This is a genomic window from Bordetella sp. MIP270_01_BMS, from assembly GCF_054958705.1.
The window spans coordinates 1,931,802-1,957,812 of the sequence record NZ_CM143297.1; the positions used below are offsets into that span (position 1 = coordinate 1,931,802).

Genomic DNA, 26,011 nt, shown 5'->3' on the forward strand with positions numbered 1-26,011 from the left:
TTCGTCTACAGGGCAACACATGCTGGCCTACCTCCTGAACATTGCCGTGCTCTTCTGCGTGAACGCCATGCTGGCCGTAACGCTGAACTTCATCATGGGCTACGCGGGCATTTTCTCGCTTGCGCATGCCATTTTCTTTGGCGTGGGCGCCTATACCGCGGCCAACATCGCCATGCACTTCAGCGATTCGCTGCTGGTTTGCATCGGCGCGGCGGTAATGGTGTCGGGCACGCTGTCGATGATGCTGGCCCTGCCGGCGCTGCGCGTGCGCGGCGAGTATTTCGTCGCTGCCTCATTAGGGCTGCAAGTCATCGGCGTGACGATTTTCTCGGAATGGAAAGGCGTCACAGGCGGACTGGGCGGATTGGTAGGCATACCGCCCCCCACAGTGTTCGGCCATGCGCTCACGACTCCTGCAGAGTTTCTGGGCCTGGCAGTCGCGGGACTGGCCGCCGTGCTGGTCATTACGACGGCCCTGTTGCGGGGCAGCTTCGGGCGCAGCCTCATGGCGATCCGCGACAGCGAGTCGGCAGCCCAGGCGGCCGGCAAGTGGGTGGCCGCCATCAAGACCCTGTCGGTGGCCGTATCTTCGGGGCTTGCCGCCGTGGCGGGCACCATTTATGCGTTCTACATGAGCTTCATCAACGTCGAAGGCTTCATGCTCGAGACCTCGATCCTGCTGATGGCAATGGTGATCATCGGCGGCACGGGCACGGTGCTCGGCCCCATCATCGGCGCAGCCCTGCTGATGCTGCTGCCGGCCGCGCTGACGTATCTGCCTTTTCTGCCGCCCTCTGAACTGGGCACGGTACAGCAGATCGTGTACGGCACCATCATGGTGTTGCTGATGATGTTCCGCCCGGGCGGCCTGGTCGGCGGCGGGCGCCGCAAAGAGAGCAAGGCATGAACTCGTCACAATCGATTCCTGCCGCACCCGAGGCCGCGCGCCAGCCCGCCGCCCTCGCCGGCGCGGCATCCGACGCGCCCGTGTTGCTGCGCATGCAGGGCCTCTCGAAGCGTTTTGGCGGACTGCAGGCCATCACGGATGTGTCGATGGATCTGCCGGCGGGCCTGATCACCACCCTGGTGGGCCCCAACGGCGCAGGCAAGACCACACTGTTTAACATGATCACCGGCCATCTGGCGCCCACGGCCGGCACAGTGCACCTGCATGGCAAACCACTGGCGCGCATGGCGCCGTGGCAGATCGCCCGGCGTGGCGTGGGCCGTACGTTCCAGGACCTGCGTCTGTTCACGCACATGAGCGTGCTGGAAAATGTCATGACGGTGACCGAACGCAGCAGCTGGCTGTGGCAGCGGCGCAGCGATGCGGGCCGGATCGAGGCCGTGCTGAATGACGCGGGGCTATGGAGCAAGCGGCATGAACGGGCGGCGGACCTCGCCTATGCGGAACGCAAGTTCCTGAGCCTGGCCCGCATCATGGCCAGCGAAGCCTCGCTTTGGCTCCTGGATGAGCCGGCCTCGGGGCTGGACCCCCGCTCGTTCGACCGCTTCGTGGCACTGCTGCGCAATTATGCCGGCCGGGGCATCACCATTTGCATCATCGAACACAACCTGGACCTCGTCACGCAGCTGTCCGACCGCGTGGCGTTCCTCGACCAGGGCAAGCTGCTGGCTTGCGGCGACCCCGCCGGCATCCTGAAAGACCCCCAGCTGGCCGCCATATATTTCGGAGAACGCGCATGAACGCCGTCACGCCCCCGGTACTCGAGGCGCGCGGGCTGCGCGCCGGCTATGGCGAACGGCCCGTGCTCGACGGCGTGGATGTGCGGCTGGACGCCAACGAAGTGCTTTGCCTGATCGGGCACAACGGCGCCGGCAAATCCACCCTGCTCAAGGCCTTGTTCGGCTTGATCGTGCCGGAAGGAGGCAGCGTGCTGCTGGACGGCCAGCCCGTCACGCGCAGCGATCCGCGCCGCCTCGCCGCCGCCGGCATTTCGATGGTGCCCGAAGGGCGAGGCATTTTTCCTGGCCTGACCGTGGCGGAAACCATGCGCCTGGGCCTGTGGTCGGCGGGGGTTCCCAAGGCCGACCACGCCGACCGCCTTGAATGGGTGATGCAGGTACTGCCCGCCCTGCGCAAGTTCTACAGCCAGCGGGCCGGCACGCTGTCGGGCGGGCAGCAGCAAATGGTGTCGCTGGCGCGCGCCCTGCTCAGCCAGCCGCGCTGCCTGCTGCTGGATGAGCCATCGATCGGGCTCGCGCCCAAGTTGTTCCAGGACTTGATGGGGCCCGTGCGCGCGCTGCAGCAGCAACGCGGCATGTCGATCCTGATCGTGGAGCAGAACGTGCGCGAGGCCTTGAAAATCGCAGACCGGGTCATTGTGATGAAGTCAGGCGTGCTGATCCGCAGCGGCGTGCCTGCCGATTTCGCCGACAATGCCGAATTGATGGAGCTGTACTGATGCCGGAACCCGCCTTGCCGGGATGTGCCGGGCTGGCCGAGCTGTACCACTCGCAGCTGTCCGCACGGGCCGACGACATTGCGCTGATCGACGACGACGGGCCCATGTCGTACCGCGAATTCGACGCCCTGTGCGCCAGCACGGCCGCCTGGCTGGCCGCGCAGGGCATCGGCGCGGGCGACAGGGTGGCGGTGTGGCTGCCCAACCGCCGCATATGGCTGGCACTGCTCTTCGGCCTGGCGCGACTGGGGGCCACGCTGGTCGCCATCAACACACGCTACCGCAGCGCCGAACTCGAATACATCCTCGGCCGCTCGCGATCGCGGCTGCTGATCATGCAGCCCTCGTTCCGCAAGATCGACTTTCCCGCCGTGCTGTCGGCGGTGGAACCTTCCGCCCTGCCCGATCTGCTTGGCGTTGCCATCGTCGATGCCGGCGAGGCGCCGCCCGAACCTGTGCTGGAACGCCCCACGATTGCATGCCGGCCCGAGCCGTTCACGCACGACGCTCCGATGGCGGCACCGGACGACCCTGCACGGCCGGTCATCCTGTTCACGACCTCGGGCACCACCAAGGGCCCCAAGCTGGTAATGCACAGCGTCGGCACCCTGCTGGCGCACAACCGCGCCGTCAGCAAGGCCTATGGCCTGGACCAGCCCGGCGCCCGCCTGCTGGCCGCCCTGCCGCTGTGCGGCGTATTCGGCCTGAACGGGGTGCTGGCCGCGCTGCACGGCGGCGCGACCGTGGTGATGATGGATCTGTTCGATGCGCCGCGCGCCGCACAACTGCTGCACACGGAGCGCATCACGCATGCATTCGGCAGCGACGAGATGATGCGCCGAATCGCCGACGCGGCCCCCGTCGCACACCCCTTCCCTGCAGCGCGCGTCTTCGGCTTCGCCAGCTTCAGCCCGGGCGCTGCCGAGCTGGTCGACACGCTGCAACAGCGGGGCATGCCGCTGCGCGGCCTGTACGGGTCCAGCGAAGTGCAGGCGCTGTTCTCCTTGCAATCCGGCAACCTGCCCGTGCCCGAACGCGCGCTGGGCGGAGGCATGCCCGCCGACGCCGGCGCCCGCGTCCGCGTGCGGGACCCCGCGACCGGTGCGCTGTGCCCCCCGGGCGTGCAGGGCGAGATCGAGATCCTGGCGCCGGGCAACTTTCTGGGCTACCTGGACAACCCCGAGGCCACACGCGCCGCATGCACTGACGACGGCTATTTCCGTACAGGCGACCTCGGCTATCTGCGCCCCGATGGCAGCTTCGTGTACCTGGCGCGCATGGGCGATGCCCTGCGCCTGGGAGGCTTCCTGGTTGATCCGGCGGAAATCGAGCACGCATTGGCGATGCTGCCGGGGGTGCAGAACGCCCAGGTCGTGGGCATTACGCTGGATGGCCAGCCGCGCGCCGCCGCCTTCGTCATTGCCGCCGCCGGAGTTCACGGAGACGATCTGCTTGCACATCTCGGCGCAACATTGGCGCCCTTCAAGGTGCCTGCGCGGCTCTGGCTGGTGAATGAATTCCCCACCGCGGCCAGCGCCAACGGTTTCAAGATCCAGCGCGCACGGCTGAGGCAGATGGCCGAAGAGCGCCTGCGCCAGGAAATGCCGGCCTGAAACCCGGCACCGATCGGATGCCCCATGACAGACCACACGCTTTACTTCGAAGACTTCCAGCCTGGCCAGACCTTCCAGAGCGGGGGCCGTACGATCACCGAGACCGACCTGACCATGTTCTCGATGGTCTCCGGTGACTGGAATCCGATACACGCCGACGCCGTGTTCGCGGCCGGCACCAAGTTCGGGCAGCGGCTGGTGCACGGCACGCTGGGCATTGCCATCGCCACCGGCATGATGCACGAACTGGGCATTTTTCACCGCTCCGTCGTGGCGATGCTGTCCTTGCGCGACTGGAAATTCCTCAAGCCGATACTGGTGGGTGACACCCTGCACCTGGTGCTGGACATTCTGGAGGTCAAGCCGGGAACCAGCGCACGTGTCGGCGCCATCGACCGCCGCATGCGGCTGCTGAACCAGCACGGCGACACGGTCCAGGATGGCAGCAGCGAGGTGCTGGTGCTCAAGCGGCGGCAGGGCTGAACAGCTGAAGGTGCAAGGCCGCGGTTCCATGCCCGCCAGCCAGCGCATGCCGGCGCCGGCTGCCTGGGCGGCGGCCGCGTTATCCGGGCGCTTGCCGCAAAACCCCGCCCGCGCCGCCCGCCCCCACCGGCCCGCCGGACTCGCGCGCCAGGCACGCGCGAACCGGCGGCTGGCAGTATGCTAAATCATTATGTCACCGCCCCTTTCGTCCGCCTTGCTGACGCAGGTACTGCAGCGCGTGGCGCGTCGATACCGCCTGCCGCAGACACTGCACGCGTCCACGTCCTGGCAACTGTCCGGACCGGCCACGGCGCTGGCCGCTCTGATCGAACAGGCGCGCATGGCGGCCACCCGACACGAGGTGCCGGACCGGCAGCTGGAAACCCAGTTTGCCGAGGCGCTGGCCCGGCTGATCGACGAAGCGATGGGCGACGAGCCTGGAGACGCGGCCTACCAGGCGCTGGTAATGCGGCACATGTCCGACCCAGTACGCGAGTACGCGTCGCTGCTGGCCCGCGCGCGGCAGGACCGGCGTTCCATCCGTATCGCAATCGACGCCGTGGCGCACCCCGCCCGGCAGGTGCGCATGGCGCCCTCGCCCATGCGAGACACCCTGGCTGCCTTGCATGCCACGGCGTCATATGGCGCGCTGGCCGACCAGGCTGAACGCATCCGCGACGTTCCGGAAGCGGCCGAGATTCCCGGCCTTATTGCCGGCCTGGACCGCCTGCTGCAAGATCGCGCGATCGTACGGCTGCAGCGGCTGGAAGTCTTGCTGGCCAACCCAGAGGTACAGCGTTATCAGGCACTGTGCGACCAGAACGGCCCCAGGCAAGGCAGCGCCGCCGCCACGGCGCAAGGCGCGGTCGCGCGAAGGCGCGGCGCCGACGTCGAGGCCTTGGCGACACGGGCCCTGCAGGCCGTGGCGGCCAGATTGAACCAGGACCATGGTGCCGCACCCGCCTGGCGCGTCGTGACGTCGCTGCGCGTGCCCGCGTCCATGCCCGCCAGCGCGCAGCGGGCAAAGAGCGAGTGGGACGCCGTGCTGCTGAGCCGCGCCCGGCAGGCGCCCGCCGGGTGGAACGTCTGCCTGCTGCTGGAAGCCAAGGCCTCACCAGATGCCGCCGCGACCGATCTGCCGCGATTGCTGCGCGGCCTGCGCCTGCTGGCCCAGGCCGACGCTGGCGGCACCTACGCATTTTCCAGCCGCGAAGGGGTGGTCAAACTGCGGGGCGATTCGCTGCGCACGCTTCCCACGGCCATCGGCGACCTGGCCGGATCGGTGCTGTACTGTTGCAATGCACCCGCGGACGGGGCCCGGCTGCTGGGCGCGGCCAGCCGCATGCAGTTGCTGTCCGCCCCGCCGAGCCTGCACTACGCCAGCCGCGTGGCGTTGGGTCTGCCGGCGGACGCGAGCCTGCTCAAACCGGTATGGCGTACCTTGCTGCACGCACCGGCCTGGCGGAAAGTGCTGCATCAATACCCCATGCTGCATGATGCCCGGGCGTTGATGGTGCACACGGACGATCTGCTGGCCGCGGTGGTGCAGCCAGAGGCCGACATGCCCGAATAAGCGCGCGGCGCACCCGACGCCTACATACGTTCGCCGGGCAGACGGCTGGCCTGCCGCACCCAATCGGAAAACTGCGCTTCATCCAGGGCCTCGTGCTCGTGGATGTGCAGATATCGAGTTTCCGGAGTGCGGGACTCGACGTCCGGCATGGGTTGCAGCGATGTGCCCCGGAAGAAAGCCACCTTGATGTACTTCGTGAAGCAATGCATGCTCAGGAACCACCCCTGGCCTTCCAGGCCGTAAAGCGGCGAATTCCATTTGACGGCTTTGCTCACCTGGGGCACGGCGCGCACGATCAGCTCGTCGAGCCGGCGTCCCACCGCGCGTTTCCATCCCGGCATGGCGGCAATATAAGCCTGCACCGGTGCGTCGCCCGCGCCTTTCGGAATTTGCGGATTGCCTCCGGACAGCAGCCGCGGCGCGGCCGCGCCATCGCGCGAAGCCCCGGCCGGCGACCCTGCACTCTTGCCGGGTGAACCGACAGGCTTCCTGCCTTCGGCCGTGCCGAGGGGTTGACTTGATGCAGAACGACGGCGGGTCGTGGGGGCGGTCATGGCGTCTCTTCCGGGTGCGTGCCGAAGGCAGGGTTCCGCCGGTCAGCGCCGTGCGGCAAGCCGAGCATCGAACGCAATCGGCTTTCCGACTTTTTACGTCAATAACGAGGCCCTGCAAAGCGTGCGAGGGCCGCGCCGCCACAGATTCGGCCTGGACGGCGCCTCGCGACGGCTTGCACGCCGCCATGCCCGGGCCGACGCCTGGCGCCCCCGAAACGCGGCGGCGCCGTGGCAATCGGGAGGACGCGGGGCCGCGCCATCGACGCCCCGGCGCGCCTCAGGCCACCGCCACCGGTATCTTGCCGATGCGCGCCTGCCACTCTTGCGGGCCGGTGGTGTGCACCGAGGTGCCTTGCGAATCGACGGCCACGGTGACCGGCATGTCTTTCACGTCGAATTCGTATATGGCTTCCATGCCCAGGTCGTCGAAGGCCAGCACGCGGGCCTCGCGTATGGCCTTGGACACCAGGTAGGCCGCGCCGCCCACTGCCATCAGGTAAGCCGACTTGTGCTTGCGAATGGCCTCGATGGCCACCGGGCCGCGTTCGGATTTGCCGATCATGGCAATAAGGCCGGTCTGGGCCAGCATCATGTCGGTGAATTTGTCCATGCGCGTGGCGGTGGTGGGGCCGGCCGGACCAACCACTTCGTCGCGCACCGGATCGACCGGGCCCACGTAATAGATGACACGGTTTGTGAAGTCGACCGGCAGGGGCTCGCCCTTGGCCAGCATGTCCTGGATGCGCTTGTGCGCGGCGTCGCGCCCCGTCAGCATCTTGCCGGACAGCAGCAGGGTCTGGCCGGGTTTCCAGCTGGCCACTTCGGCCGGCGTCAGCGTGTTCAGGTCGACCTGCCTGGACTTGTTGTAATCGGGCGCCCAGTGCACTTCCGGCCATTCGGACAGCGACGGCGGATCGAGGCGTGCGGGGCCCGAACCATCGAGCACGAAATGCGCATGGCGCGTAGCCGCGCAATTGGGAATCATGGCCACCGGCTTGGACGCCGCGTGCGTGGGGTAGGTGTTGATCTTGACGTCGAGCACCGTGGTCAGCCCACCCAGGCCCTGTGCGCCTATACCCAGCGCGTTGACCTTCTCGTAGAGCTCGATGCGCAGTTCTTCGAGCTTGCTCTGCGGGCCGCGGGCCAGCAGTTCGTACATGTCGATGTCGTCCATGAGCGACTGCTTGGCCATCAGCATGGCTTTCTCGGCAGTGCCGCCCACGCCTATGCCCAGCATGCCCGGCGGACACCAGCCGGCGCCCATGGTCGGCACGGTCTTGAGCACCCAGTCGACCAGCGAATCGCTGGGATTCAGCATGGCGAACTTCGATTTGTTTTCAGAGCCGCCACCCTTCGAGGCGACCTGCACGTCGACCTTGTCGCCGGGCACCAGTTCGACGTGCAGGATACAGGGCGTATTGTCGCGCGTGTTCTTGCGGGCGAAGATGGGATCGTCGAGAACCGACGCGCGCAGAGGGTTGTCGGGATTGGTATAGCCGCGCCGCACGCCTTCATCGCACAGTTCCTGCAGAGTGCGGCGCGTCTCGAAACGCACGTCCATGCCCACTTTCAGGAAGACGTTGACGATGCCGGTGTCCTGGCACAGCGGACGCTTGCCCTCGGCGCACATGCGTGAGTTGGTCAGGATCTGCGCCATCGCGTCACGCGCGGCCGGGCTTTCTTCGCGTTCGTAGGCACGCGCCAGGTGGCGGATGTAATCGACCGGATGGTAGAAGCTGATGAACTGGATGCCATCAGCGATAGACTGAATGAAGTCTTCTTCTTTGATGAGGACGGACATGACGTTGGAAGCCGAAGCAGTAATTGAAAGAGAAGCGCCGCAGACCCACTGGTGAAGGCGGGACGGCGCCATGGCGCAAGCCTGGCGGGAGGCCAGGCAGCGCGCGACAAACAGCCTATTTTAGGACTGCTGCACGATGGCCTATTTGCCTTGCCACACGGGCTTGCGCTTTTCGGCAAAGGCGGTGGCGCCTTCCTTGGCGTCGGCCGACGAAAAAATATGGGCGATCAGCGGACGCTGGCGATCGAACATGCCCTCCTGTTCCCAGTCGGTGGCCTGCGACACGATACTCTTGGCAGTCTGCACGGCCAGGGGCCCGTTCTGCACAATGACGCGCGCCAGTTCCAGGGCACCTTCGAGCGCCTGGCCCGGTTCGGTCAGGCGGTTCACCAGCCCGTAGCCGTGGGCGCGTTCGGCGCTGAACATATCGCCCGTAAGAATGATTTCCATGGCGATGTGATACGGCAAGCGGCGCGGCAGACGCAGCAGGCCGCCGGATCCCGCCACCAGGCCGCGCTTGACTTCCGGCAGGCCGAACGTGGCATTGCGCGCCGCGACGATCAGGTCGGCGGCCAGCGCCATTTCGCAGCCGCCGGCCAAGGCATAACCCTCCACCGCCGCAATCAGAGGCTTGCGGGGCGGACGCTCATTCAGCCCGGCGAAGCCGCGCCCTTCCACCAGCGGGCGTTCGCGGCTTTGCGCGAAGGCCTTCAGATCCATGCCGGAAGAGAACGTGCCGCCGGCGCCGGTAAGAATGCCTATGCGGATATCGTCGCGGCTGTCCAGTTGGTCCAGCGCGGCCGCCATGGCCTGGGCAGTTTCCAGATTGATGGCGTTCTTGGCTTCGGGACGGTTGATGGTGATGATCTGGATACCGTCGACCACTTCCACCTTGATCAGCTCGGACATGCAGGACTCCTGGCGGGCATGGCGCCCGCGGTTATCTATAAGACTGAGGGATGCCTAATCATACGACCATCCGGCGCGGCAGGGCGCCGGCCCTTCCACTTGCCGGCGATCCGGCGGGGCGTCAGCGCCGTTGCAGCGCGCTGATGGCGGCCACCAGCCGGTCGAGCTCGGCGGGGGAGGTCAGATAGCTGACCGATGCCCGCGCCACGCTGTCCAGGCCGCGCGCCAGCATGTCTAGCGGTGTGTACGGCACGCCATTGGCGGCGATGTTGATACTCTGTTCGCGCAGTGCCAGGCGCATATCGGCCGCCGCCCAGCCTTCCAGGTTGAACGACACCAGCCCCGAACATGCCGGCCCGAGGTCGTGCACGGTAAGGCCGGGAATCTCACCCAGCCTCGACCGCAGCGTGCTGGCATTGGCGTCCACACGCGCCCGGATGGCGTCGACCCCCAGGTCCAGCGCTTCCTGCAAGGCGTTGGCCAGGCCACACAGCAAGGCCACGGGCTGTTCGCTGGATTCCAGGGCCCGTGCGCCGGCGCGCAGCGTCGACGACCCATCCAGGCCGATCGGCGCCGACGAAGTGTCCACAAAGGCCGGCGCCAGCTTTGCAGCGGCATCATGGCGGACATAGAGCAGGGCCGGCCCGCGCGGGCCGCGCAGATGCTTGCGCGACGGGGCCACCAGCACATCGCAGCCCAGGGCCGTCACATCGATGGGCAGCTGACCCAGCGCCTGGGCCGCATCCACGATATAGGGAATGCCGTGCCGGCGCGCGATGGCGCCGATCTCGGCGGCGGGATTGATCAGGCCGCCATTGGCGGGCAGCCAGGTCAGGGAAATCAGCCTGACGTGACGGTCCAGCATGGCAAGCAGCGCCGCGGGATCGACGCGCCCGTCGGCATCGCAGGGAATCGGCTCGATGCGCGCGCCCGCCCGGCCGGCCACTTGCTGCATGGTGGCCAGGTTGCCGCCCCATTCGTGCCGCCCCACCAGGATGCGGTCGCCCGGCGCCCATGGCCCGAGTGCAGCGAAGGCGCGGCCCCAGGCGTCCGAGCAACCCGCGGCGTAGGCGATTTCGTCTGGCCGGGCGCCTATCAGGCGGGCGGCGCGCTGGCGGACGAGGTCCAGCGTTTCCTGCGCGGCCTGCGCGGCTTCCATGGGGCCCATACAGGATTCGCGCTGCAAATGCTCGACCACGGCGCGCACAGTCGCGGCCGACGACGGCGAGGCTGCCGCATGGTTGAAGTGCACGACCTGCGACAGGCCCGGCGTAGCCTGGCGCAGCCGTTCGACATCGGCGTCGGTAAGTGCGGACTGGCGCGCTTGCATGCTAGGGCTCGATCTGGATGATGGCCTCGACCTCGACGGCCACTCCGCGCGGCAGCGACGCCACGCCCACCGCTGTCCGGGAATGCCGGCCGGCTTCGCCCAGGGCGTCGACCATGAGATCGGAGGCGCCGTCGGCAACCATGCTCTGCCGCTGGAAATCGGGCGTGCACGCCACGAACACGCCCAACCTCACCACGCGTACCACGCGCGCCAGATTGTCGCCCACCGCGTCGGCCAGATGCGCCAGCACGCCCAGGGCAGCCTGCCGCGCGGCCTGGCGCCCCTCGTCTTCGGTGAGGGTATCGCCTACGCGCCCCAGCCACACCGCCTGTCCATCCTGGCGAGGCACCTGCCCCGAAATGAACAGCAGGTCGCCGACCTGCACCTTCGACACATAATTGGCGGCCGGGCTGCCGGCGGGTTCCAGGGTCAGGCCCAGCGCCCTGACCCGTTCGCTGATCGCGGAAGACATGAAATCACCTCTCGAAGCGTTGCAGACCCGCCCGGCCGCTCCTTGCGCCGCGGCCGGCGAGATCCCGGGATATCCATCGCCATCGTAGCGCGTTCAGTGCGCCTGGCCGCGGATCAGATCGTAGGCCGCGAGCACCAGGCTGTCGTGGGTATCGCGCCGCCGGGCCAGGTGGAACTCGATGGGCACCGGCTGCAGGTCGGGGAAAATCCGGGTCAGGTCGCGGTAGCGCGGATTGCCGTCGACCAGGACGTCGGGCAGCATGGCCACGCCTGCCCCGCCGGCAATCGTTTCTATCAGGGCCTTGACATGGTTGCAGGTGTTCAGCTGCGCGTGCACGCCCTGGCCGGGCAGGCAGGCGGTGGTCAGTTCGTATTGCAGCGAGGGTCGCGACAGGGTCCAGACGGGCACCCGCGCCAGGTCGTCGCGCCCATGCCGCAGGCGCAATTCCCGGACCATAGAACGGTGCGCCATCCACGTGAGGTTCAGGCGGCTCAGGCATGCGGTCTCGAGCGTGCGGTCCTGCGGAGACACCATGATGGCGAGGTCCAGCACGGCGCGCGACAGCTTGCCGGACAGGTTGATGGTGAGATCGACATCGACTTCCCAATGGACGTGCGGCATGGCCACGCGAGCATGCCGCAGCAGGGCCGGCATTCCGGTCAGGGCATAGATCTCGCCGCATCCCAGCCGTACCGTGCCGCGCATGTCGCGCGTGTCGGTCACGCTGCGCAGCACATTCTCCATTTCATCGAGCAGGGGCGCGTAGCGGTCGACCAGGGTGCGCCCCTTGACGGTAAGCACCATCCGACGGCCCACCTTCTCGAACACCTCGATCCCCAGTCGATCTTCGAGCTCTTTGACGCGCAGCGACACCGTCGGCTGGGTCGTGTTCAGGCGGGCCGCGGCGGCCGCGTAGGTGCCAAGACGGGCGATCCAGACGACGGTTTCCAGGTGCACCAGCGTGGGCTTGAACATAAGATTTTCAAATGTTTATTGATGATAATAAATTGATTTATCCAATGTAATTTTAGACCTAAGATGCCGCCATTTACAGGCACAAGCACGGGGAGACGCGCATGGCCATCGATTATTCGGCGCAGGGACACATCGCCACCATCACCATCAACCGGCCCGAGAGCATGAACGCGCTCGACCCGGGCAGCATGGTGGCGCTGCGCGACGCCTTGTTGGCGTTCGAGCAGGATCCCGATCTGCGTGTGGCCATTCTGACGGGGGCCGGCGAACGCGCGTTCTGCGCGGGCGCAGACCTGAAGCAGACGCTGCCGACCCGTCCTTACGTGTCGGGCCTGTTCGACCGCGAGGTCGACGCCGGCCACCCGCTGTACGTGCGCAACTTGTCGCTGCCCCGCCTGGGTCTGACCAAGCCTGTGATCGCGGCGGTCAATGGCGTGGCGGTGGGCGGCGGCATGGAACTGGCGCTCAATGCCGACATCTGCATCTGTTCCCCGAAGGCCCGCTTCGGGCTGACCGAACCCCGGGTGGGCAGCATTCCCGCTGTGTCGGGGATTCAGCGCCTGATGCAGTCCCTGCCCCGGCCGCTGGCCATGAAGCTGTTGCTGACCGGTGAAATCATCGACGCGAACACGGCGCAGGCGTACGGCATCGCGGCCGAGATCGCCCCCGAGGGGACGCTGCTGCAGCGGGCCGAGGAGATCGCCGGGCAGATCGCCGCCAATGCACCTCTGGCGGTGCGCGCACTCAAGTATCTGGCGCAGAAGGCGCTGGACCTGCCGGTCAAAGAGGCCCTGGAAATCGAAGAACTGGTCTGGGGGCACCTGCATGCCTCGGAAGACCGCATCGAAGGCCGCAAGGCCTTCGCAGAAAAACGCCCGCCTCGCTACACGGGCAAATAAAGCCATCCATACACAGGAGACCCAATATGCGTCGCATCCCTCAACACCGCTTCCTGAAATGGGCCGCCACCGCGGCCTGCGCGCTGGCGCCCATGCTGGCAGCGGCATTCCCCACCAAGCCCATCACACTGGTCGTGCCCTTCCCTCCCGGCGGTGGCAATGACCAGATCGGCCGCCTGGTCGGCGAGCATCTGTCCAAGGAACTGAAAGTACCGGTCGTCATTGAAAACAAGGGTGGTGCGGGCGGCAACATCGGTACCGGACTGGTGGCGCGCGCCAAGCCCGACGGCTACACGGTGGTGATTGCATCGAACCAGGTCGTCATCAACACCTCGCTTTATACGGACGTGGGTTTCGACCTGCACAAGGATTTGCGGCCGGTGTCGATGATCGCCGACGTCCAGTTCCTGCTGGTGTCCAACCCGGCCACGGGGCTCAAGCAGGCATCCGACGTCATTGAACGGGTCAAGGGCGGCGCCCTGATCAACCATGGCACGCCGGGCAACGGTACGCCGCAACACCTGTCGGCCGAATTGTTCGGCGCGTTGGCGAAGGCGCCGCTGACCCACGTGCCGTATCGAGGCTCGGGCCCGGCGATCGCCGACGTGCTGGGCGGCCACATCGAGCTCGCATTCGCCACACTGCCGGCCGTCGCGCCGCACGTGCAGGCCCAGAAGCTCACCGCCCTCGCGGTGACCGGCAAGGCGCGCTCGGCCCTGTTGCCCGACGTACCCACGCTGGCCGAATCGGGCGTGAAAGACTACGAGTCCTCCACCTGGTACGGCCTGCTGGCACCGTCCCAGACGCCGGACGACGTCATCAAGGTGTACGCGAACGCTCTGGAGCGCATCGTCAAATCGCAGTCGTTCCAGGACCAGCTCAGCAAGCTGGGCTATGAAACCCGCTACCTGGATCCGGACGCCATGAAGCAGGTCATGGACTCCGACGAAGCCAAGTGGGCCGCGATCATCAAGAACGTGGGCATCAAGGTAGAGTAAGGAGCATCAATTGTTGAATGCCAGCCTGGAAGGGGTACGCGTCGTCGACTTTTCGCAGATTGGCGCCGGCCCCACCTGCTCGATGTACCTTGGCGACATGGGCGCCGATGTCGTCAAGATCGAATCCCCGGCGGGCGACCTCGGCCGCAAGCTGGGACGGCCGTGGGTCCTGGACGAAAGTCCGGTGCATGTCGCGTTCAATCGCAACAAGCGCAGCATCGCCATCGATATGAAATCGCCTCGGGGCCGAGAGCTGGTGCGCGGGCTGGTCGCGCGGGCCGACGTCCTGGTCGAGAGCTTCCGGCCCGACGTCATGGCCCGCCTGGGCCTGGGCTATGAAGAGGTCCGTGCCTACAACCCGCGGCTGGTCTATTGCTCGGTCTCGGCGTTTGGCCAGACGGGGCCGGACGCCGCCAAGCCCGGTGTGGACGGCATCGTGCAGGGCGAATCTGGCCTGATGAGCCTGATCGGTTTTCCCGGCCAGGAGCCTTGCAAGGTACAAGCTCCCATTGCCGATGTGACCACCGGCATCGTGGCCACCGTGGGGGTGCTGGGGGCCTTGTTCGAGCGCGAGCGCAGCGGTGTGGGCCAGCGGCTGGATACCAGCTTGTTCGCATCGGCCGTCGCGCTGCAGCAATCGGCGCTGACGGAGTACTTCGGCTCGCGACAGTTGCCCGTGAAGGCCGGCAGTTCCGCGCCCTACGCCGCGCCGAACGAAGCATTCGAGGCCGCCGACGGCTGGCTCATGGTGGCCGCCTACAACGGCGGGCGTTGGGAACGCCTGTGCCAGGCCCTGGGGGTGGCAGACCACCCGGACGCAGCGGCGCTTGCCGACCTGGATACGCGCGTCCAGCAGCGTACCCGCATGCGCGAGCTGCTGGGGCCGGCATTCGCCCGCCGCAGCGTCGATCACTGGCTGGAGGTCCTGTCGTCGGCCGACATCATCTGCGGCCGCGTCGCCACATACCGTGACCTGGAACAGAACCCGCAACTGGCGCACCTGAAATTGGTCGAGACCGTACAGACCCGCCAGGGCAAGGAGTTCCGCGTGCCTGCGTTCCCGATCAACAGCGCGCTGCGTACCGGCGTCTCGCGGCCGCCGCCGGACTTCGGCGAACACTCGGTCGAAGTATTGCGTGAAGCCGGCCATCCGGAGCACGAGATCGACGCCCTGATCAGCGCGGGCGTGGTATTCGCGGCGCAGGACGGAAATGGCTGAGGCGCTGGGCAGCATCGTCGGCATCGGCACCACCGACTGGGCGGCCGACTGGCGCACCGTGCGTGAAGGCAAGGTGCGCTTTGACCAGTACGGCTACGCCGCGCGGGCATTCGCGAGCGCTCTGGACGATGCCGGCCTGCAACGCGGCGACATCGACGGCCTGATTGTCGGCCAGTCCACGGCTTACGAACGCACGGCCGAAGTCCTGGGGCTGGACGTGCGCTGGGGCGACCAGGCCGACGCACCCACCGCGCTGCTCAAGGCCATCGCCGCGATCCGCTCGGGCATGGCCGACACCGTGGCCCTGGTCTACGGCAACAACCAGCGCTCGGCCAAGGTCCAGTATGGCGGCCCCGGCGCGATGGGCGGCGACCTGTTTCTCGCTTACGTGTATCACGCCCCGTGGGGCCTGACTTCGCAGGGCGCGCTCTATGCCCTGACGGCACACGCCTATATGCACGAAAGCGGCATGCGCGAGGCCGACCTGGGACGCGTGGCCGTGGCGCAACGCGGCTGGGCGGGCCTGAATCCGGAAGCGATCCTGCGCAAACCGATCACGCTGGACGACTACCTCGCGGCCGACTACATCTGCGAGCCATTGCGCCTGTACGACTATTGCATGGTCAATGATGGCGGCGTGGCGCTGATCGTCACCAGCGCCGACCGGGCCGCGCGGCTGGCGTCCGAGCCGGTGCACATCACGGGGTACGGTCGACACGACCTGAACCAGCAGGCCAGCAGCCTGGCGCCCCGGCTTGCGGGCTTCTACCGCGATGCCCAGCGCATCGCCGGCGAGGCGTCATTCGCGATGGCCGGCGTGTCACAGCGGGACATCGACGTGTTCTCGGTCTACGACAGCTTCTCGATGCACGTGGTGCTGGCGCTGGAAGGCTATGGCTACTGCGGCCACGGCGACGCGGCGCGATTCCTGGCCGAATCGGGCATAGGGCCGGATGGCCGGCTGCCCACGAACACCAGTGGCGGGCATCTGTCGGACTCGTACATGCAGGGTTGGGGCCACTACGTGGAATGCGTGCGCCAACTGCGGCGACAGGCCGGTGCGCGCCAGGTGGCGCGCGCCCGACACGCCCACTACACCTCTGACGTCGCCGGCAAGGCCATATCAATCATCCTCGCCGCCCGGGAGGCAGCATGAACGCGACCTCGGAATTTCCCGCCCCGGTGGGCGGCCTGCTGGAAGACCGCATGTGGGAGTCGGTGTCGATGCGGGCCATGGAACTGCCTTATTGTCCGGACTGCAGCCGGGCGATCTATCCGCCGGCCTCCTGCTGCCCGCGCTGTCTGCGGTTCGACCTGCCGTGGCGGGCGCTGTCCGGACGCGGTCGCATTCTTTCCTGGACGCGTTTCCACCGCACCTATCTGCCCGCATATCCTGCGCCATACACGGTGATCGCGGTCGCCCTGGATGAAGGCCCCGTGATGATATCGAACCTGTCCGGCGCCGAGCCCGGGCCCGGAGACTGGATCGGCCGCGGCGTGCGCATGTGCTACGAGCCCGCCGGCGATCGGCTGCTGCCGCGGTTCGAACTCGACGACACGGGCCCCGAGCCGGACTGAGCGCTCGCACGGACTGCCCACGCCCTGCCGAAACGGCCCGCGCCGGCCCGCGGCATTGCCGCCGGCGCCGCCGGCATTGCGCACCCCGCGCCCCATCATCCCCGCCCGGCCCCAGGCCAGTTAAAATGGCCGGTTTCCTGCGCCAGGGGTCGTTGCACGCCCGTGCGCCGGCCACTTCGCACGGTGCTCCGAATTCCAAGAATCCTATGCTCACCTTTCAGCAAATCATCCTCACGCTCCAGGACTACTGGGACAAGCAGGGCTGCGCCCTGCTGCAGCCCTACGACATGGAAGTCGGCGCGGGCACTTCCCACACCGCCACATTCCTGCGCGCCATCGGGCCCGAACCCTGGCGTGCGGCCTACGTGCAGCCCTCTCGGCGTCCCAAAGACGGCCGCTACGGCGAAAACCCCAACCGGCTTCAGCACTATTACCAGTACCAGGTCGTGCTCAAGCCCGCGCCCCCCGAGATCCTCGACCTTTACATAGGCTCGCTGAAAGCGTTGGGCATCGACCCCGCTCAGCACGATATCCGCTTTGTCGAAGACGACTGGGAAAACCCCACCCTGGGCGCATGGGGTCTGGGATGGGAAGTCTGGCTGAACGGCATGGAAGTCACCCAGTTCACGTACTTCCAGCAAGTGGGCGGGCTCGATTGCACCCCCACCACCGGTGAAATCACCTACGGCCTCGAGCGTCTGGCCATGTACCTGCAGGGCGTCGAAAGCGTCTACGACCTGGTCTGGACAGAAGGCGTGAACGGCAACCGCGTGCTGTACCGCGATGTGTTCCACCAGAACGAAGTCGAACAGTCCACCTACAACTTCGAGCATGCGTCGGCCGACATGCTGTTCTCGCACTTCGCCGATTACGAAGCCGAAGCCAAGCGCCTGATGGAAGTGCCGCTGGCCCTGCCGGCCTACGAGGCAGCGCTGAAGGCGGCGCACACCTTCAACCTGCTCGATGCGCGCGGCGCGATCAGCGTCACCGAGCGCGCGGCCTATATCGGCCGCATACGCAACCTGTCGCGCGCAGTGGCGCAGGCTTATTACGATTCCCGCGAACGATTGGGCTTTCCCATGCTGGCTGGCCGCTGAAATGACGACGAACCCACAACCCCTGCTGGTCGAACTGCTGACCGAAGAACTTCCGCCCAAGGCCCTGCAGAAACTGGGCCAGGCATTTGCCGAAGGGCTGCGCGCCACGCTGCAAAAACACGCCCTGCTGGCCGATGACTGCGCAATCGCTGCCTACGCCACCCCGCGCCGCCTGGCGGTGCACCTGTCGCAGGTGCGCGCGCAGGCGCCCGACCAGACTTACGCCGAAAAGCTCATGCCCGTGAAGGTGGGGCTCGACGCCGAAGGGCGGGCCACGCCCGCCCTGCTGAAGAAGCTGGCCGCCAAGGGCCTCGAAAATACCGAGCCCGGCCAATTGGCGCGCGAATCAGACGGCAAACAGGACTACCTGGTGGCCCGCGGCACCGCACCCGGCGCCCGCCTGGCCGACGGCCTGCAGGAAGGCCTGCAGGCGGCCATAGATGGCCTGCCCATCCCCAAGGTCATGCGTTACCAGCTGGCCGATGGCGTCACCACCGTGAAGTTCGTGCGTCCGGCGCACGGGCTCATTGCCCTGCACGGCAGTCAGGTAGTGCCCGTCACTGCCCTGGGCCTCACGGCGGGCCGCCGCACCCTGGGCCACCGCTTCATGACCGACGCCCCCATCGACGTGGCGCACGCCGATGCTTACGAAGCCATGCTGGCCGAGCTGGGCCGCGTGATTGCTTCGTTCGAGGTGCGCCGCGCCGCCATCGACAGCCAGTTGCAGGAACACGCGGCGCGTCTGGGCGCCACCCTGGGCACCGACCCAGACGTGGCCGCGCTGCTCGATGAAGTCACCGCGCTGGTCGAACATCCCACGGTCTACGTGGGCCAGTTCGACGAACAGTTTCTTCAGGTGCCGCAGGAATGCCTGATTCTCACCATGCGGCTGAATCAAAAGTATTTCCCGCTATTCGACCCGGACTCGGGCAAGCTGACGCACCGTTTTCTCATCGTCAGCAACATGCAAACCGACGATCCCACCAACATCGTCGAAGGCAACCAGCGCGTGGTACGCCCGCGCCTGGCCGATGCGCAGTTCTTCTTCGACACCGACCGCAAGACGCCCTTGGCCGCCCGCGTGCCCCAGCTGGGCAGCATCGTCTATCACAACAAGCTGGGTACCCAACTCGAACGCGTCGAACGCGTTCGGGCCATCGCCCGCGGCGTGGCCGAGCAACTGGGCGGCGACGTGGCCGCGGCCGACCGTGCCGCCCTGCTGGCCAAGGCCGACCTTGGCACAAACATGGTGGGCGAATTCCCCGAACTGCAGGGCGTCATGGGCGCCTACTACGCGACAGGTGACGGCGAAGCGCCCAGCGTCGTGCGGGCGCTGCGCGAACAATACCGTATCCGCCTCGACGCCCCGGTCACGGCCGAGTCGTTGATCGCCGCCACGTTGTTCATCGCCGAACGCGCGGAAACCCTGGTCGGCATCTGGGGCATCGGGCTGGCGCCCACCGGCGAACGCGATCCCTTCGGCCTGCGCCGCGCGGCGTTGGGTTTGATCAGCGCATTCGAGCAACTGGCCGCTGGTGGCATGCTGGCCACCAGCGCCGATGGCCCCCTCACGCTCGACGGCCTGCTGGCCCTGGCCGCCGGTACCTATGCCGCCGACAAGATCCCGCCGAGCACCGTGTCCGAAGTGCGCGCCTTTATCTACGAGCGCTATCGCAACCAGCTGGCCGCCGAATTCGACCGCAACGCCGTCGATGCCGTCATTGCGCTGGCGCCGCCGCTGCACCAGCTGGGCGCGCGCGTGCGCGCCGTCACGGCTTTCAGCCAACTGCCCGAGGCGGCCAGCCTGGCCGCCGCGAACAAGCGCATAGGCAACCTGCTCAAGAAAGCCGAAGGCGAGATTGCTGCCGTCGACGCCACCCGCCTGTCCGAGCCCGCCGAGCAGGCGCTCGCCGCCGCGATGGCGACGCTTGAGCCGCAGGCGCAGGCTCAGCTGCGGGCCGGCGACTTCGCAGGCAGCCTCAGCACGCTGGCGCAGGCGCGCGAACCGGTCGATGCCTTTTTCGCCGATGTCATGGTCATGGCCGACGACCCTGCCGTGCGCGCCAACCGGCTGGCGCTGCTGGCCCAGCTGCATGGCCTGATGAACCAGGTGGCCGACATTTCCAGGTTGGCACAGTGAAGCTCATCGTTCTCGATCGCGACGGCGTCATCAATCAGGACAGCGCGGCCTTCGTCAAATCGCCCGACGAATGGATCGCGCTGCCCGGCAGCCTGTCCGCCATAGCCCGCCTGTCGCAGGCGGGCTATACGGTGGTGGTGGCCACCAACCAGTCTGGCCTGGCCCGCGGACTGTTCGACATGGCCACGCTCAACGCCATCCACGCCAAGCTGCACCGCGAACTGGCCCAGGCTGGCGGGGTCATTGACTCCATCTTCCTGTGCCCGCATGGCCCGGACGATGGCTGCGCCTGCCGCAAGCCTCTGCCAGGCATGTTCCACGACATCGCCTATCGCTACGACGCCGACTTGGCCGGCGTGCCCGCCGTGGGCGATTCGCTGCGCGACCTGCAGGCAGCCGCCGCGGCCGGCTGCGCACCGTGGCTGGTGCTTACCGGTAACGGGGCGAAGACCCAGCAAGCCGGCCTGCCCCCCGGCACCCGTATTGCCAACGACTTGTCGGCCGTTGCCGATGCATTGCTGCAGGAAGCCTGATCCATGGCCTGGTTGCGTTCATTTCTGTACATGGTGTTCTTGATCGTCACCGTGATCCCGTATGCCTTCGCCTGCATGCTGTGGGCACCGCTTCCCCAGCACTGGCGCTACAAGCTCACGGTAGGCTGGCCCCGCCTGGCCATCTGGGGCGCGAAAGTGTTCTGCGGCATACGCTGGCAGATCAAGGGTGCCGAAAACCTGCCCGACGGGCCCTGCATCTTGCTATCCAAGCACCAGTCGGCCTGGGAAACCCTGTTCTTCCCCGCGCACATGCCGCGCGAGGTTTGCTACGTCTACAAGCGCGAACTGCATATGCTGCCCTTCTTCGGATGGGGGCTGGCCCTGCTGCGCATGATTCCCATCGATCGCGCGAAGGGCCGCGATGCTTTCGAGCAGGTCATCCGCCAGGGCTCGGTACGTCTGCAGGAAGGCCGCTGGCCGCTGCTGTTTCCGGAGGGCACCCGCATTGCCCCGGGGCAGACAGCGCGCTTCAAGATGGGCGGCGCCTTGCTCGCCTCGCGCACGGGCGCAATCGTGGTTCCCGTTGCACTCAACGCGGGCGAATGCTGGCCCCGTAACGCCTTCGTCAAGAAGCCGGGCATGGTCACGGTTTCTTTCGGGCCCGCGATAGAATCAGAGGGGCTTACCCCTGAGGCGCTGAACGCCAAGGTCCAGGCCTGGATCGAAGGCGAGATGCGCCAACTCAATCCCGAAAGGTATGTCGACCAACGGTCAGCTTGAACTGCTGTTTGCCGCCCCCGCAGGCCCGGCGCCCTGCGCGCCAGAGGCCGCCCGCCCGCTAAGCCCGCCTCCGGCGGGCACCGCTGCGGTCGATACCGCTGCGGTCGATACCGCGGCGGTCGATACCGCGGCGGTCGATACCGCGGCGGTCGACACCGCGACGGTCGATACCGCGCCCATCCTCCCTACGCCGGCCGCGGCCCCGCCCGCGGCCTCCCCCCCTCCCGGCCCTGCCCTGGTCGCCACGCCGCGGCCCGATCCGCTGCCCGCCGGCGCTCGCTGGCGCGAGGTCGCCACCGAACAGCAGACCATAGGCTTCGTGCTGCTTCGCTCCCGCCGGCGCAGCATCGGCTTCGTTATCGCCGACGACGGCCTGCGCGTCACGGCGCCGAACTGGGTCACGCTCGGGCAGATCGACGACGCGGTGCGCGAAAAAGCCCGCTGGATTCTGGCCAAGCTGCGCGAATGGCAGGCGCGCAAAGAGCAATTGGCCATGGCCCAGACCCGCTGGCAACATGGCGGCGAACTGCCCTACCTGGGCAAGCGCATCGTGCTGGCCCTGGGAGCAGATCATCGGCAACCCGGCCTCACCGGCGATGCCGACGCGCCCAACGACGGCGACACGCTCTGGCTGCCCCTGCCGGCCGATGCCGATCAGTCGCGCGTGCGCGACGCCGCCCAGGCCTGGCTGCAGCAGCGCGCGGGGGCGGTGTTCGGTGCCCGGCTGGCGCACTTCCTGCAGGTCAGCGGCCTGAAGATACGCCGCTGGCGGCTGTCGTCCGCGGCCACGCGGTGGGGGTCATGTACCAGCGACGGCAACATCATGCTGAATTGGCGCCTGATCCATTTCGCGCCGTCCATCATCGACTACGTCATCGCGCACGAACTGGCCCATTTGCGCGAAATGAACCACAGCCGCGATTTCTGGGCCGAAGTGGGCAACATCATGCCCGACTTCGAAGCCGCCAAGAACGTGCTGCGGCGGCATGATCCCGCCACGCTTCCGCAATTCTAGAGGCGCACATGGAGCTGCGGCAGCTGCGCTATTTTGCCAAGGTGGCCGAATGCTGCAGCATGGGGCGCGCCGCCGCCGACCTGGGGGTGGTCACATCGGCGCTCAGCCAACAGATCAGCCGGCTGGAAAGCGAATTGTCCACGCGGCTGCTGACGCGCACCTCTACCGGCGTGACGCCCACCGACGCCGGGCTGGCCTTCCTGCGCCAGGCCCAGCTGGCGCTGCGGCATGCCGACGCCGCCGCACAGGCTGCCAAGGAATCCCGGCTGACCGGGCAGGTCAGCATCGGACTGCCGGCCACCACGGCCTCGGTACTGGCCCTGCCGTTCATGCGTGCCATGCGCGAACGCTATCCGGATGTACGCGTGCGGCTGGTCGAGACCCTGTCGGGCTACCTGACCAGCATGCTCAATGCGCGGCAGCTCGACCTGGCCATTGTCTTCGGCGCCGAATCGGCTCGTCGCTGGAGCGTGTTGCCGCTCGTCGACGAACGCCTGTTCCTCATTGCACGCCCCGACCTGCCCGGCCTGCCCCCCGAAGGTCCGGTACGGATGCGGGACGTCGCCGCCCTGCCCTATCTGCTGCCCGGCATATCGCACGGCCTGCGGGCGCTGGTCAACACCGGCTTCAACCGGCTTCATGTCGAGCCGAACCTCGTGGCCGAGATCGATGGCCTGGACGTGCTGATGGATCTGGTGCGCAATGGATTCGGCGCCACCATCCAGCCCGGGGCGGCCACGGTGCGCCTGCAGGGCGAGCCGCTGGCATTGCGCCTGATCGCCGATCGCCACCTCAGGCGCCACAACCTGCTGGTCAGCCTGTCCGACGACGAGCTGTCGCCGGCCGCACTGGCGGCTCGCGTGCTGCTGGCGCGCACGGCCGATGAGCTGGTGCGATCCGGAGGCTGGCCGGGGGCCACTCTTCACAAACCGTGAACAGCCGTTGACGATACCGGTGTAGCGGGCCAGTACGCTGCCGCCCTATAGTCGGCCACCGACTCTAGGAAAGCTTCAATGATCGATGTACTGGTGATAGGCGGAGGCAACGCGGCGCTGTGCGCGGCGCTGATGGCGCGCGAAGCCGGCGCCAGCGTCCTGCTGCTGGAAGCCGCGCCCCGCGAATGGCGCGGCGGCAACTCGCAGCACACGCGCAACCTGCGCTGCATGCACGATGCTCCGCAGGACGTGCTGGTGGAGTCCTATCCCGAAGAAGAATATTGGCAGGACCTGCTCAAGGTGACCGGCGGCCTCACCAACGAGCATCTGGCCCGGCTGGTGATACGGGCGTCGTCCACCTGCCGCGACTGGATGCGCAAGCACGGGGTCAACTTCCAGCCTCCACTGTCCGGCGCCCTGCACGTTGCACGCACCAACGCGTTCTTCATGGGGGGCGGCAAAGCGTTGGTCAACGCCTACTACCGCAGCGCCGAGGCCCTGGGCGTACAGATCCGCTACGACACACTGGTCGACTCGCTGGAACTCGACAATGGGCAGTTCATCGCGGCGCGCGCGGGAAACGAGCGCTTCGCGGCGCGGACGTGCGTACTGGCCGCCGGTGGCTTCGAGTCGAACCGCGACTGGCTGCGCGAAGCCTGGGGCCAGAACGAGCGCGGTGAATGGCCGGCCGACAACTTCCTCATCCGGGGCACGCGATTCAATACCGGCGTGCTGCTTAAGTTCATGATCGACGCCGGCGCCGATGTTATCGGCGACCCATCGCAATCGCACTGCGTGGCCATCGATGCGCGCGCCCCGCTGTACGACGGCGGCATCTGTACACGCATCGACTGCGTGTCGCTTGGCGTAGTGGTCAATCGCGAAGCCGAGCGCTTCTACGATGAAGGTGAAGACTTCTGGCCCAAGCGCTACGCCATCTGGGGCCGCCTGACCGCCATGCAGCCCGGGCAGATCGCGTATTCGATCATTGACGCCAAGGCGGTCGGGCGCTTCATGCCACCCGTATTCCCGGGCGTCCAGGCCGACAGCCTGCCTGAACTTGCCCGAAGGCTGGGGCTCGACGAAACACGCTTCATGCAGACCCTCGACGCCTACAACAGCGCCTGCCGGGTCGGCACGTTCGATCACACCCGGCTGGACGATTGCCACACCGAGGGTGTGCAACCCGCCAAGACACACTGGGCGCGGCCCATCGACACGCCGCCCTTCTACGGTTATGCGCTGCGTCCCGGGATCACCTTTACTTATCTCGGGCTGAAGGTCGACGAGACGGCTGCCGTGCGGTTCAACGACCGCCCCAGCGGCAACCTGTTCGTTGCGGGCGAAATGATGGCCGGCAATGTATTGGGCAAGGGCTACACCGCCGGCGTTGGAATGTCCATCGGCACGGCGTTTGGCCGCATTGCCGGCACAAGAGCCGCCGCCGCCGCGCGGGCGCAGCGTGCAAACGGAGCACAACGTGAAGCAGCTTGAAGAACTCGCCCGACAGGCGCGCGCCACCGCCGGATCCGGCGGCCCCGCAGAACAGACCGTGCACTGGCATGGCCGGGCGGACAGTATGCCCGCCGCCCTTGGCAAGGATGAAACCGAAGTGGGACGGGTCATGCAGATCTGCAACGCATGCCGCTATTGCGAAGGTTTCTGTGCGGTATTCCCGGCCATGACCAAGCGCCTGGAATTCGGCAAGGCAGACATCCATTACCTGGCCAATCTGTGCCACAACTGCGGCGCCTGCCTGCACGCGTGCCAGTACGCGCCGCCGCACGAATTCGCCGTGAACGTCTCGCAAGCCATGGCGCGCGTCCGCATCCAGACCTATACCGATTACGCCTGGCCGGCTGCCATGGGCAGGCTGTACCAGCGCAACGGCCTGACGCTGTCCCTGGCCACGGCAGCCGCGCTGGCGCTGTTCCTGGTGCTGGCGGTCGCGTCCACCGGAGGCCTGCTTCACGAGCCGCTGCAGGGCAATTTCTACGCGATATTTCCGCATAACACCCTGGCCCTGATGTTTGGCGCCGTGTTCGGGTTCGCCATGCTGGCGCTTGGCGTGGGCGTCACACGCTTCTGGCGCCATGTGTCGCCGGGGAAAGCCAGCGGAGCCGCCGTGGCGGAGGCCACTCACGACGTCCTGCGCCTGAAGTACCTCGACGGCGGCCATGGCAAGGGTTGCAACGAGGCCGACGATGCGTTCACGCTGGCACGCCGCCGCTATCACCACCTGACGTTCTACGGGTTCATGCTGTGCTTCGCGGCCACCTGCGTGGCCACGCTGTATCACTATGCCTTCGGCTGGCAGGCGCCCTATCCGGTGCTGAGCCTGCCCGTGATGCTGGGCACCGTAGGGGGAGTGGGGTTGCTGATCGGCCCGGCGGGCCTGCTGTGGCTGAACTTCAAGCGCCCCGCCGAGCACGGCGACGCGGCTCAGCGCCCCATGGACCGGGGCTTCATCGTGCTGCTGTTCCTGGTCAGCCTCACGGGGCTGGTGCTGTTGGCGCTGCGCGATACGCGGGCCATGGGCCTGTTGCTGGCCGTGCATCTGGGGGTCGTGATGGCGCTGTTCCTGACCCTGCCCTACGGCAAATTCGCCCACGGCATTTTCCGCAGCGCCGCGCTGCTGAAATGGTCTATCGAGAAACGCCAGCCAGATCACCTGAAGCTGGGTTCCGACTGACCCCTGCGCCCGCAACGCGGGCGCGCAT

The 26,011-nt window shown here is 67.1% G+C and carries 25 protein-coding genes; 19 read left to right on the plus strand and 6 right to left on the minus strand.

The window, feature by feature from the left end:
- Positions 1-19: 19 nt before the first annotated feature.
- The 6 genes from ACV17W_RS09025 to ACV17W_RS09050 all read left to right on the plus strand — a co-directional run bounded on the left by ACV17W_RS09025 (position 20) and on the right by ACV17W_RS09050 (position 6,095).
- The gene (locus ACV17W_RS09025) at positions 20-907 is read left to right on the plus strand and encodes a branched-chain amino acid ABC transporter permease (RefSeq protein ID WP_462596085.1); all 888 of its coding nucleotides are present in this window, start codon (positions 20-22) and stop codon (positions 905-907) included.
- Positions 904-1,707, plus strand: a complete 804-nt coding sequence (locus ACV17W_RS09030) for an ABC transporter ATP-binding protein (RefSeq protein ID WP_462596086.1) — start codon at positions 904-906, stop codon at positions 1,705-1,707. Before ACV17W_RS09025 ends, ACV17W_RS09030 begins: the two co-directional genes overlap by 4 nt.
- On the plus strand, positions 1,704-2,426 hold the full coding sequence (locus tag ACV17W_RS09035; protein WP_462596087.1) for an ABC transporter ATP-binding protein: 723 nt from the start codon (positions 1,704-1,706) through the stop codon (positions 2,424-2,426). Before ACV17W_RS09030 ends, ACV17W_RS09035 begins: the two co-directional genes overlap by 4 nt.
- Entirely contained in the window at positions 2,426-4,039 is a 1,614-nt protein-coding gene (locus tag ACV17W_RS09040) for an AMP-binding protein (RefSeq protein ID WP_462596088.1), read from the plus strand. Before ACV17W_RS09035 ends, ACV17W_RS09040 begins: the two co-directional genes overlap by 1 nt.
- Before the next feature lie 24 nt (positions 4,040-4,063).
- Positions 4,064-4,522: a MaoC/PaaZ C-terminal domain-containing protein gene (locus tag ACV17W_RS09045; RefSeq protein WP_462596089.1), complete on the plus strand. Its 459-nt coding sequence runs from the start codon at positions 4,064-4,066 to the stop codon at positions 4,520-4,522.
- A gap of 190 nt (positions 4,523-4,712) precedes the next feature.
- Positions 4,713-6,095, plus strand: coding sequence for a 3-deoxy-D-arabino-heptulosonate 7-phosphate synthase (locus ACV17W_RS09050; RefSeq protein WP_462596091.1), 1,383 nt, complete (start codon positions 4,713-4,715; stop codon positions 6,093-6,095).
- A gap of 20 nt (positions 6,096-6,115) precedes the next feature.
- Here the strand turns inward: ACV17W_RS09050 and ACV17W_RS09055 are convergent, their stop codons facing one another.
- The 6 genes from ACV17W_RS09055 to ACV17W_RS09080 form a co-directional block, all read right to left on the minus strand.
- Positions 6,116-6,649, minus strand: coding sequence for a DUF1801 domain-containing protein (locus ACV17W_RS09055; protein WP_462596092.1), 534 nt, complete (start codon positions 6,647-6,649; stop codon positions 6,116-6,118).
- A gap of 277 nt (positions 6,650-6,926) precedes the next feature.
- Positions 6,927-8,450 carry a fumarate hydratase gene (locus ACV17W_RS09060; protein WP_462596093.1) on the minus strand — a complete coding sequence of 508 codons (1,524 nt, stop codon included), beginning with the start codon at positions 8,448-8,450 and terminating at the stop codon, positions 6,927-6,929.
- A gap of 141 nt (positions 8,451-8,591) precedes the next feature.
- Complete coding sequence (locus ACV17W_RS09065) at positions 8,592-9,359, minus strand: crotonase/enoyl-CoA hydratase family protein (RefSeq protein ID WP_462596094.1); 768 nt, start codon at positions 9,357-9,359, stop codon at positions 8,592-8,594.
- Positions 9,360-9,480: 121 nt separating this feature from the next.
- Positions 9,481-10,689, minus strand: coding sequence for an aminotransferase class V-fold PLP-dependent enzyme (locus ACV17W_RS09070; protein ID WP_462596095.1), 1,209 nt, complete (start codon positions 10,687-10,689; stop codon positions 9,481-9,483).
- A gap of 1 nt (position 10,690) precedes the next feature.
- Positions 10,691-11,161: a RidA family protein gene (locus ACV17W_RS09075; RefSeq protein ID WP_462596096.1), complete on the minus strand. Its 471-nt coding sequence runs from the start codon at positions 11,159-11,161 to the stop codon at positions 10,691-10,693.
- A gap of 93 nt (positions 11,162-11,254) precedes the next feature.
- The gene (locus ACV17W_RS09080) at positions 11,255-12,136 is read right to left on the minus strand and encodes a LysR family transcriptional regulator (RefSeq protein WP_462596097.1); all 882 of its coding nucleotides are present in this window, start codon (positions 12,134-12,136) and stop codon (positions 11,255-11,257) included.
- 101 nt (positions 12,137-12,237) lie between these two features.
- Between ACV17W_RS09080 and ACV17W_RS09085 the strand changes: the two genes are divergently transcribed.
- The 13 genes from ACV17W_RS09085 to tcuB all read left to right on the plus strand — a co-directional run bounded on the left by ACV17W_RS09085 (position 12,238) and on the right by tcuB (position 25,983).
- Complete coding sequence (locus ACV17W_RS09085) at positions 12,238-13,035, plus strand: enoyl-CoA hydratase/isomerase family protein (RefSeq protein WP_462596098.1); 798 nt, start codon at positions 12,238-12,240, stop codon at positions 13,033-13,035.
- A gap of 26 nt (positions 13,036-13,061) precedes the next feature.
- Positions 13,062-14,033 (plus strand): Bug family tripartite tricarboxylate transporter substrate binding protein, encoded by a 972-nt coding sequence (locus ACV17W_RS09090; RefSeq protein WP_462596099.1) that lies wholly within the window; start codon positions 13,062-13,064, stop codon positions 14,031-14,033.
- A gap of 10 nt (positions 14,034-14,043) precedes the next feature.
- The gene (locus tag ACV17W_RS09095) at positions 14,044-15,252 is read left to right on the plus strand and encodes a CaiB/BaiF CoA transferase family protein (protein ID WP_462596100.1); all 1,209 of its coding nucleotides are present in this window, start codon (positions 14,044-14,046) and stop codon (positions 15,250-15,252) included.
- Positions 15,245-16,408: a thiolase family protein gene (locus tag ACV17W_RS09100; RefSeq protein ID WP_462596101.1), complete on the plus strand. Its 1,164-nt coding sequence runs from the start codon at positions 15,245-15,247 to the stop codon at positions 16,406-16,408. The genes ACV17W_RS09095 and ACV17W_RS09100 overlap by 8 nt, the downstream gene beginning before the upstream one ends.
- A complete protein-coding gene (locus tag ACV17W_RS09105) occupies positions 16,405-16,830 on the plus strand; it encodes a Zn-ribbon domain-containing OB-fold protein (RefSeq protein WP_462596102.1) in 426 nt (141 codons plus the stop codon). Before ACV17W_RS09100 ends, ACV17W_RS09105 begins: the two co-directional genes overlap by 4 nt.
- A gap of 206 nt (positions 16,831-17,036) precedes the next feature.
- Complete coding sequence (glyQ, locus tag ACV17W_RS09110) at positions 17,037-17,927, plus strand: glycine--tRNA ligase subunit alpha (RefSeq protein ID WP_462596506.1); 891 nt, start codon at positions 17,037-17,039, stop codon at positions 17,925-17,927.
- A 1-nt stretch (position 17,928) separates the two neighbouring features.
- Positions 17,929-20,067: a glycine--tRNA ligase subunit beta gene (glyS, locus tag ACV17W_RS09115; RefSeq protein ID WP_462596103.1), complete on the plus strand. Its 2,139-nt coding sequence runs from the start codon at positions 17,929-17,931 to the stop codon at positions 20,065-20,067.
- Positions 20,064-20,600 carry a D-glycero-beta-D-manno-heptose 1,7-bisphosphate 7-phosphatase gene (gene gmhB / locus ACV17W_RS09120; RefSeq protein WP_462596104.1) on the plus strand — a complete coding sequence of 179 codons (537 nt, stop codon included), beginning with the start codon at positions 20,064-20,066 and terminating at the stop codon, positions 20,598-20,600. The genes glyS and gmhB overlap by 4 nt, the downstream gene beginning before the upstream one ends.
- Positions 20,601-20,603: 3 nt before the next feature.
- Entirely contained in the window at positions 20,604-21,341 is a 738-nt protein-coding gene (locus tag ACV17W_RS09125; RefSeq protein ID WP_462596105.1) for a lysophospholipid acyltransferase family protein, read from the plus strand.
- Positions 21,319-22,356 (plus strand): M48 family metallopeptidase, encoded by a 1,038-nt coding sequence (locus ACV17W_RS09130; RefSeq protein ID WP_462596106.1) that lies wholly within the window; start codon positions 21,319-21,321, stop codon positions 22,354-22,356. The genes ACV17W_RS09125 and ACV17W_RS09130 overlap by 23 nt, the downstream gene beginning before the upstream one ends.
- A gap of 8 nt (positions 22,357-22,364) precedes the next feature.
- Positions 22,365-23,291, plus strand: coding sequence for a LysR family transcriptional regulator (locus ACV17W_RS09135; protein WP_462596107.1), 927 nt, complete (start codon positions 22,365-22,367; stop codon positions 23,289-23,291).
- Between the two features lie 78 nt (positions 23,292-23,369).
- Positions 23,370-24,785 (plus strand): FAD-dependent tricarballylate dehydrogenase TcuA, encoded by a 1,416-nt coding sequence (tcuA, locus tag ACV17W_RS09140; RefSeq protein WP_462596108.1) that lies wholly within the window; start codon positions 23,370-23,372, stop codon positions 24,783-24,785.
- A complete protein-coding gene (tcuB, locus tag ACV17W_RS09145; protein WP_462596109.1) occupies positions 24,772-25,983 on the plus strand; it encodes a tricarballylate utilization 4Fe-4S protein TcuB in 1,212 nt (403 codons plus the stop codon). The genes tcuA and tcuB overlap by 14 nt, the downstream gene beginning before the upstream one ends.
- Positions 25,984-26,011 lie beyond the last annotated feature (28 nt).

What these genes read in the sequence shown, in the direction of transcription:
- ACV17W_RS09025 (WP_462596085.1), top strand. Translation starts at nt 20, where the DNA reads ATGCTGGCCTACCTCCTGAACATTGCCGTGCTCTTCTGCGTGAACGCC.
- ACV17W_RS09030 (WP_462596086.1), top strand. Translation starts at nt 904, where the DNA reads ATGAACTCGTCACAATCGATTCCTGCCGCACCCGAGGCCGCGCGCCAG.
- ACV17W_RS09035 (WP_462596087.1), top strand. Translation starts at nt 1,704, where the DNA reads ATGAACGCCGTCACGCCCCCGGTACTCGAGGCGCGCGGGCTGCGCGCC.
- ACV17W_RS09040 (WP_462596088.1), top strand. Translation starts at nt 2,426, where the DNA reads ATGCCGGAACCCGCCTTGCCGGGATGTGCCGGGCTGGCCGAGCTGTAC.
- ACV17W_RS09045 (WP_462596089.1), top strand. Translation starts at nt 4,064, where the DNA reads ATGACAGACCACACGCTTTACTTCGAAGACTTCCAGCCTGGCCAGACC.
- ACV17W_RS09050 (WP_462596091.1), top strand. Translation starts at nt 4,713, where the DNA reads ATGTCACCGCCCCTTTCGTCCGCCTTGCTGACGCAGGTACTGCAGCGC.
- ACV17W_RS09055 (WP_462596092.1), bottom strand. Translation starts at nt 6,649, where the DNA reads ATGACCGCCCCCACGACCCGCCGTCGTTCTGCATCAAGTCAACCCCTC.
- ACV17W_RS09060 (WP_462596093.1), bottom strand. Translation starts at nt 8,450, where the DNA reads ATGTCCGTCCTCATCAAAGAAGAAGACTTCATTCAGTCTATCGCTGAT.
- ACV17W_RS09065 (WP_462596094.1), bottom strand. Translation starts at nt 9,359, where the DNA reads ATGTCCGAGCTGATCAAGGTGGAAGTGGTCGACGGTATCCAGATCATC.
- ACV17W_RS09070 (WP_462596095.1), bottom strand. Translation starts at nt 10,689, where the DNA reads ATGCAAGCGCGCCAGTCCGCACTTACCGACGCCGATGTCGAACGGCTG.
- ACV17W_RS09075 (WP_462596096.1), bottom strand. Translation starts at nt 11,161, where the DNA reads ATGTCTTCCGCGATCAGCGAACGGGTCAGGGCGCTGGGCCTGACCCTG.
- ACV17W_RS09080 (WP_462596097.1), bottom strand. Translation starts at nt 12,136, where the DNA reads ATGTTCAAGCCCACGCTGGTGCACCTGGAAACCGTCGTCTGGATCGCC.
- ACV17W_RS09085 (WP_462596098.1), top strand. Translation starts at nt 12,238, where the DNA reads ATGGCCATCGATTATTCGGCGCAGGGACACATCGCCACCATCACCATC.
- ACV17W_RS09090 (WP_462596099.1), top strand. Translation starts at nt 13,062, where the DNA reads ATGCGTCGCATCCCTCAACACCGCTTCCTGAAATGGGCCGCCACCGCG.
- ACV17W_RS09100 (WP_462596101.1), top strand. Translation starts at nt 15,245, where the DNA reads ATGGCTGAGGCGCTGGGCAGCATCGTCGGCATCGGCACCACCGACTGG.
- ACV17W_RS09105 (WP_462596102.1), top strand. Translation starts at nt 16,405, where the DNA reads ATGAACGCGACCTCGGAATTTCCCGCCCCGGTGGGCGGCCTGCTGGAA.
- glyQ (WP_462596506.1), top strand. Translation starts at nt 17,037, where the DNA reads ATGCTCACCTTTCAGCAAATCATCCTCACGCTCCAGGACTACTGGGAC.
- glyS (WP_462596103.1), top strand. Translation starts at nt 17,929, where the DNA reads ATGACGACGAACCCACAACCCCTGCTGGTCGAACTGCTGACCGAAGAA.
- ACV17W_RS09125 (WP_462596105.1), top strand. Translation starts at nt 20,604, where the DNA reads ATGGCCTGGTTGCGTTCATTTCTGTACATGGTGTTCTTGATCGTCACC.
- ACV17W_RS09130 (WP_462596106.1), top strand. Translation starts at nt 21,319, where the DNA reads ATGTCGACCAACGGTCAGCTTGAACTGCTGTTTGCCGCCCCCGCAGGC.
- ACV17W_RS09135 (WP_462596107.1), top strand. Translation starts at nt 22,365, where the DNA reads ATGGAGCTGCGGCAGCTGCGCTATTTTGCCAAGGTGGCCGAATGCTGC.
- tcuA (WP_462596108.1), top strand. Translation starts at nt 23,370, where the DNA reads ATGATCGATGTACTGGTGATAGGCGGAGGCAACGCGGCGCTGTGCGCG.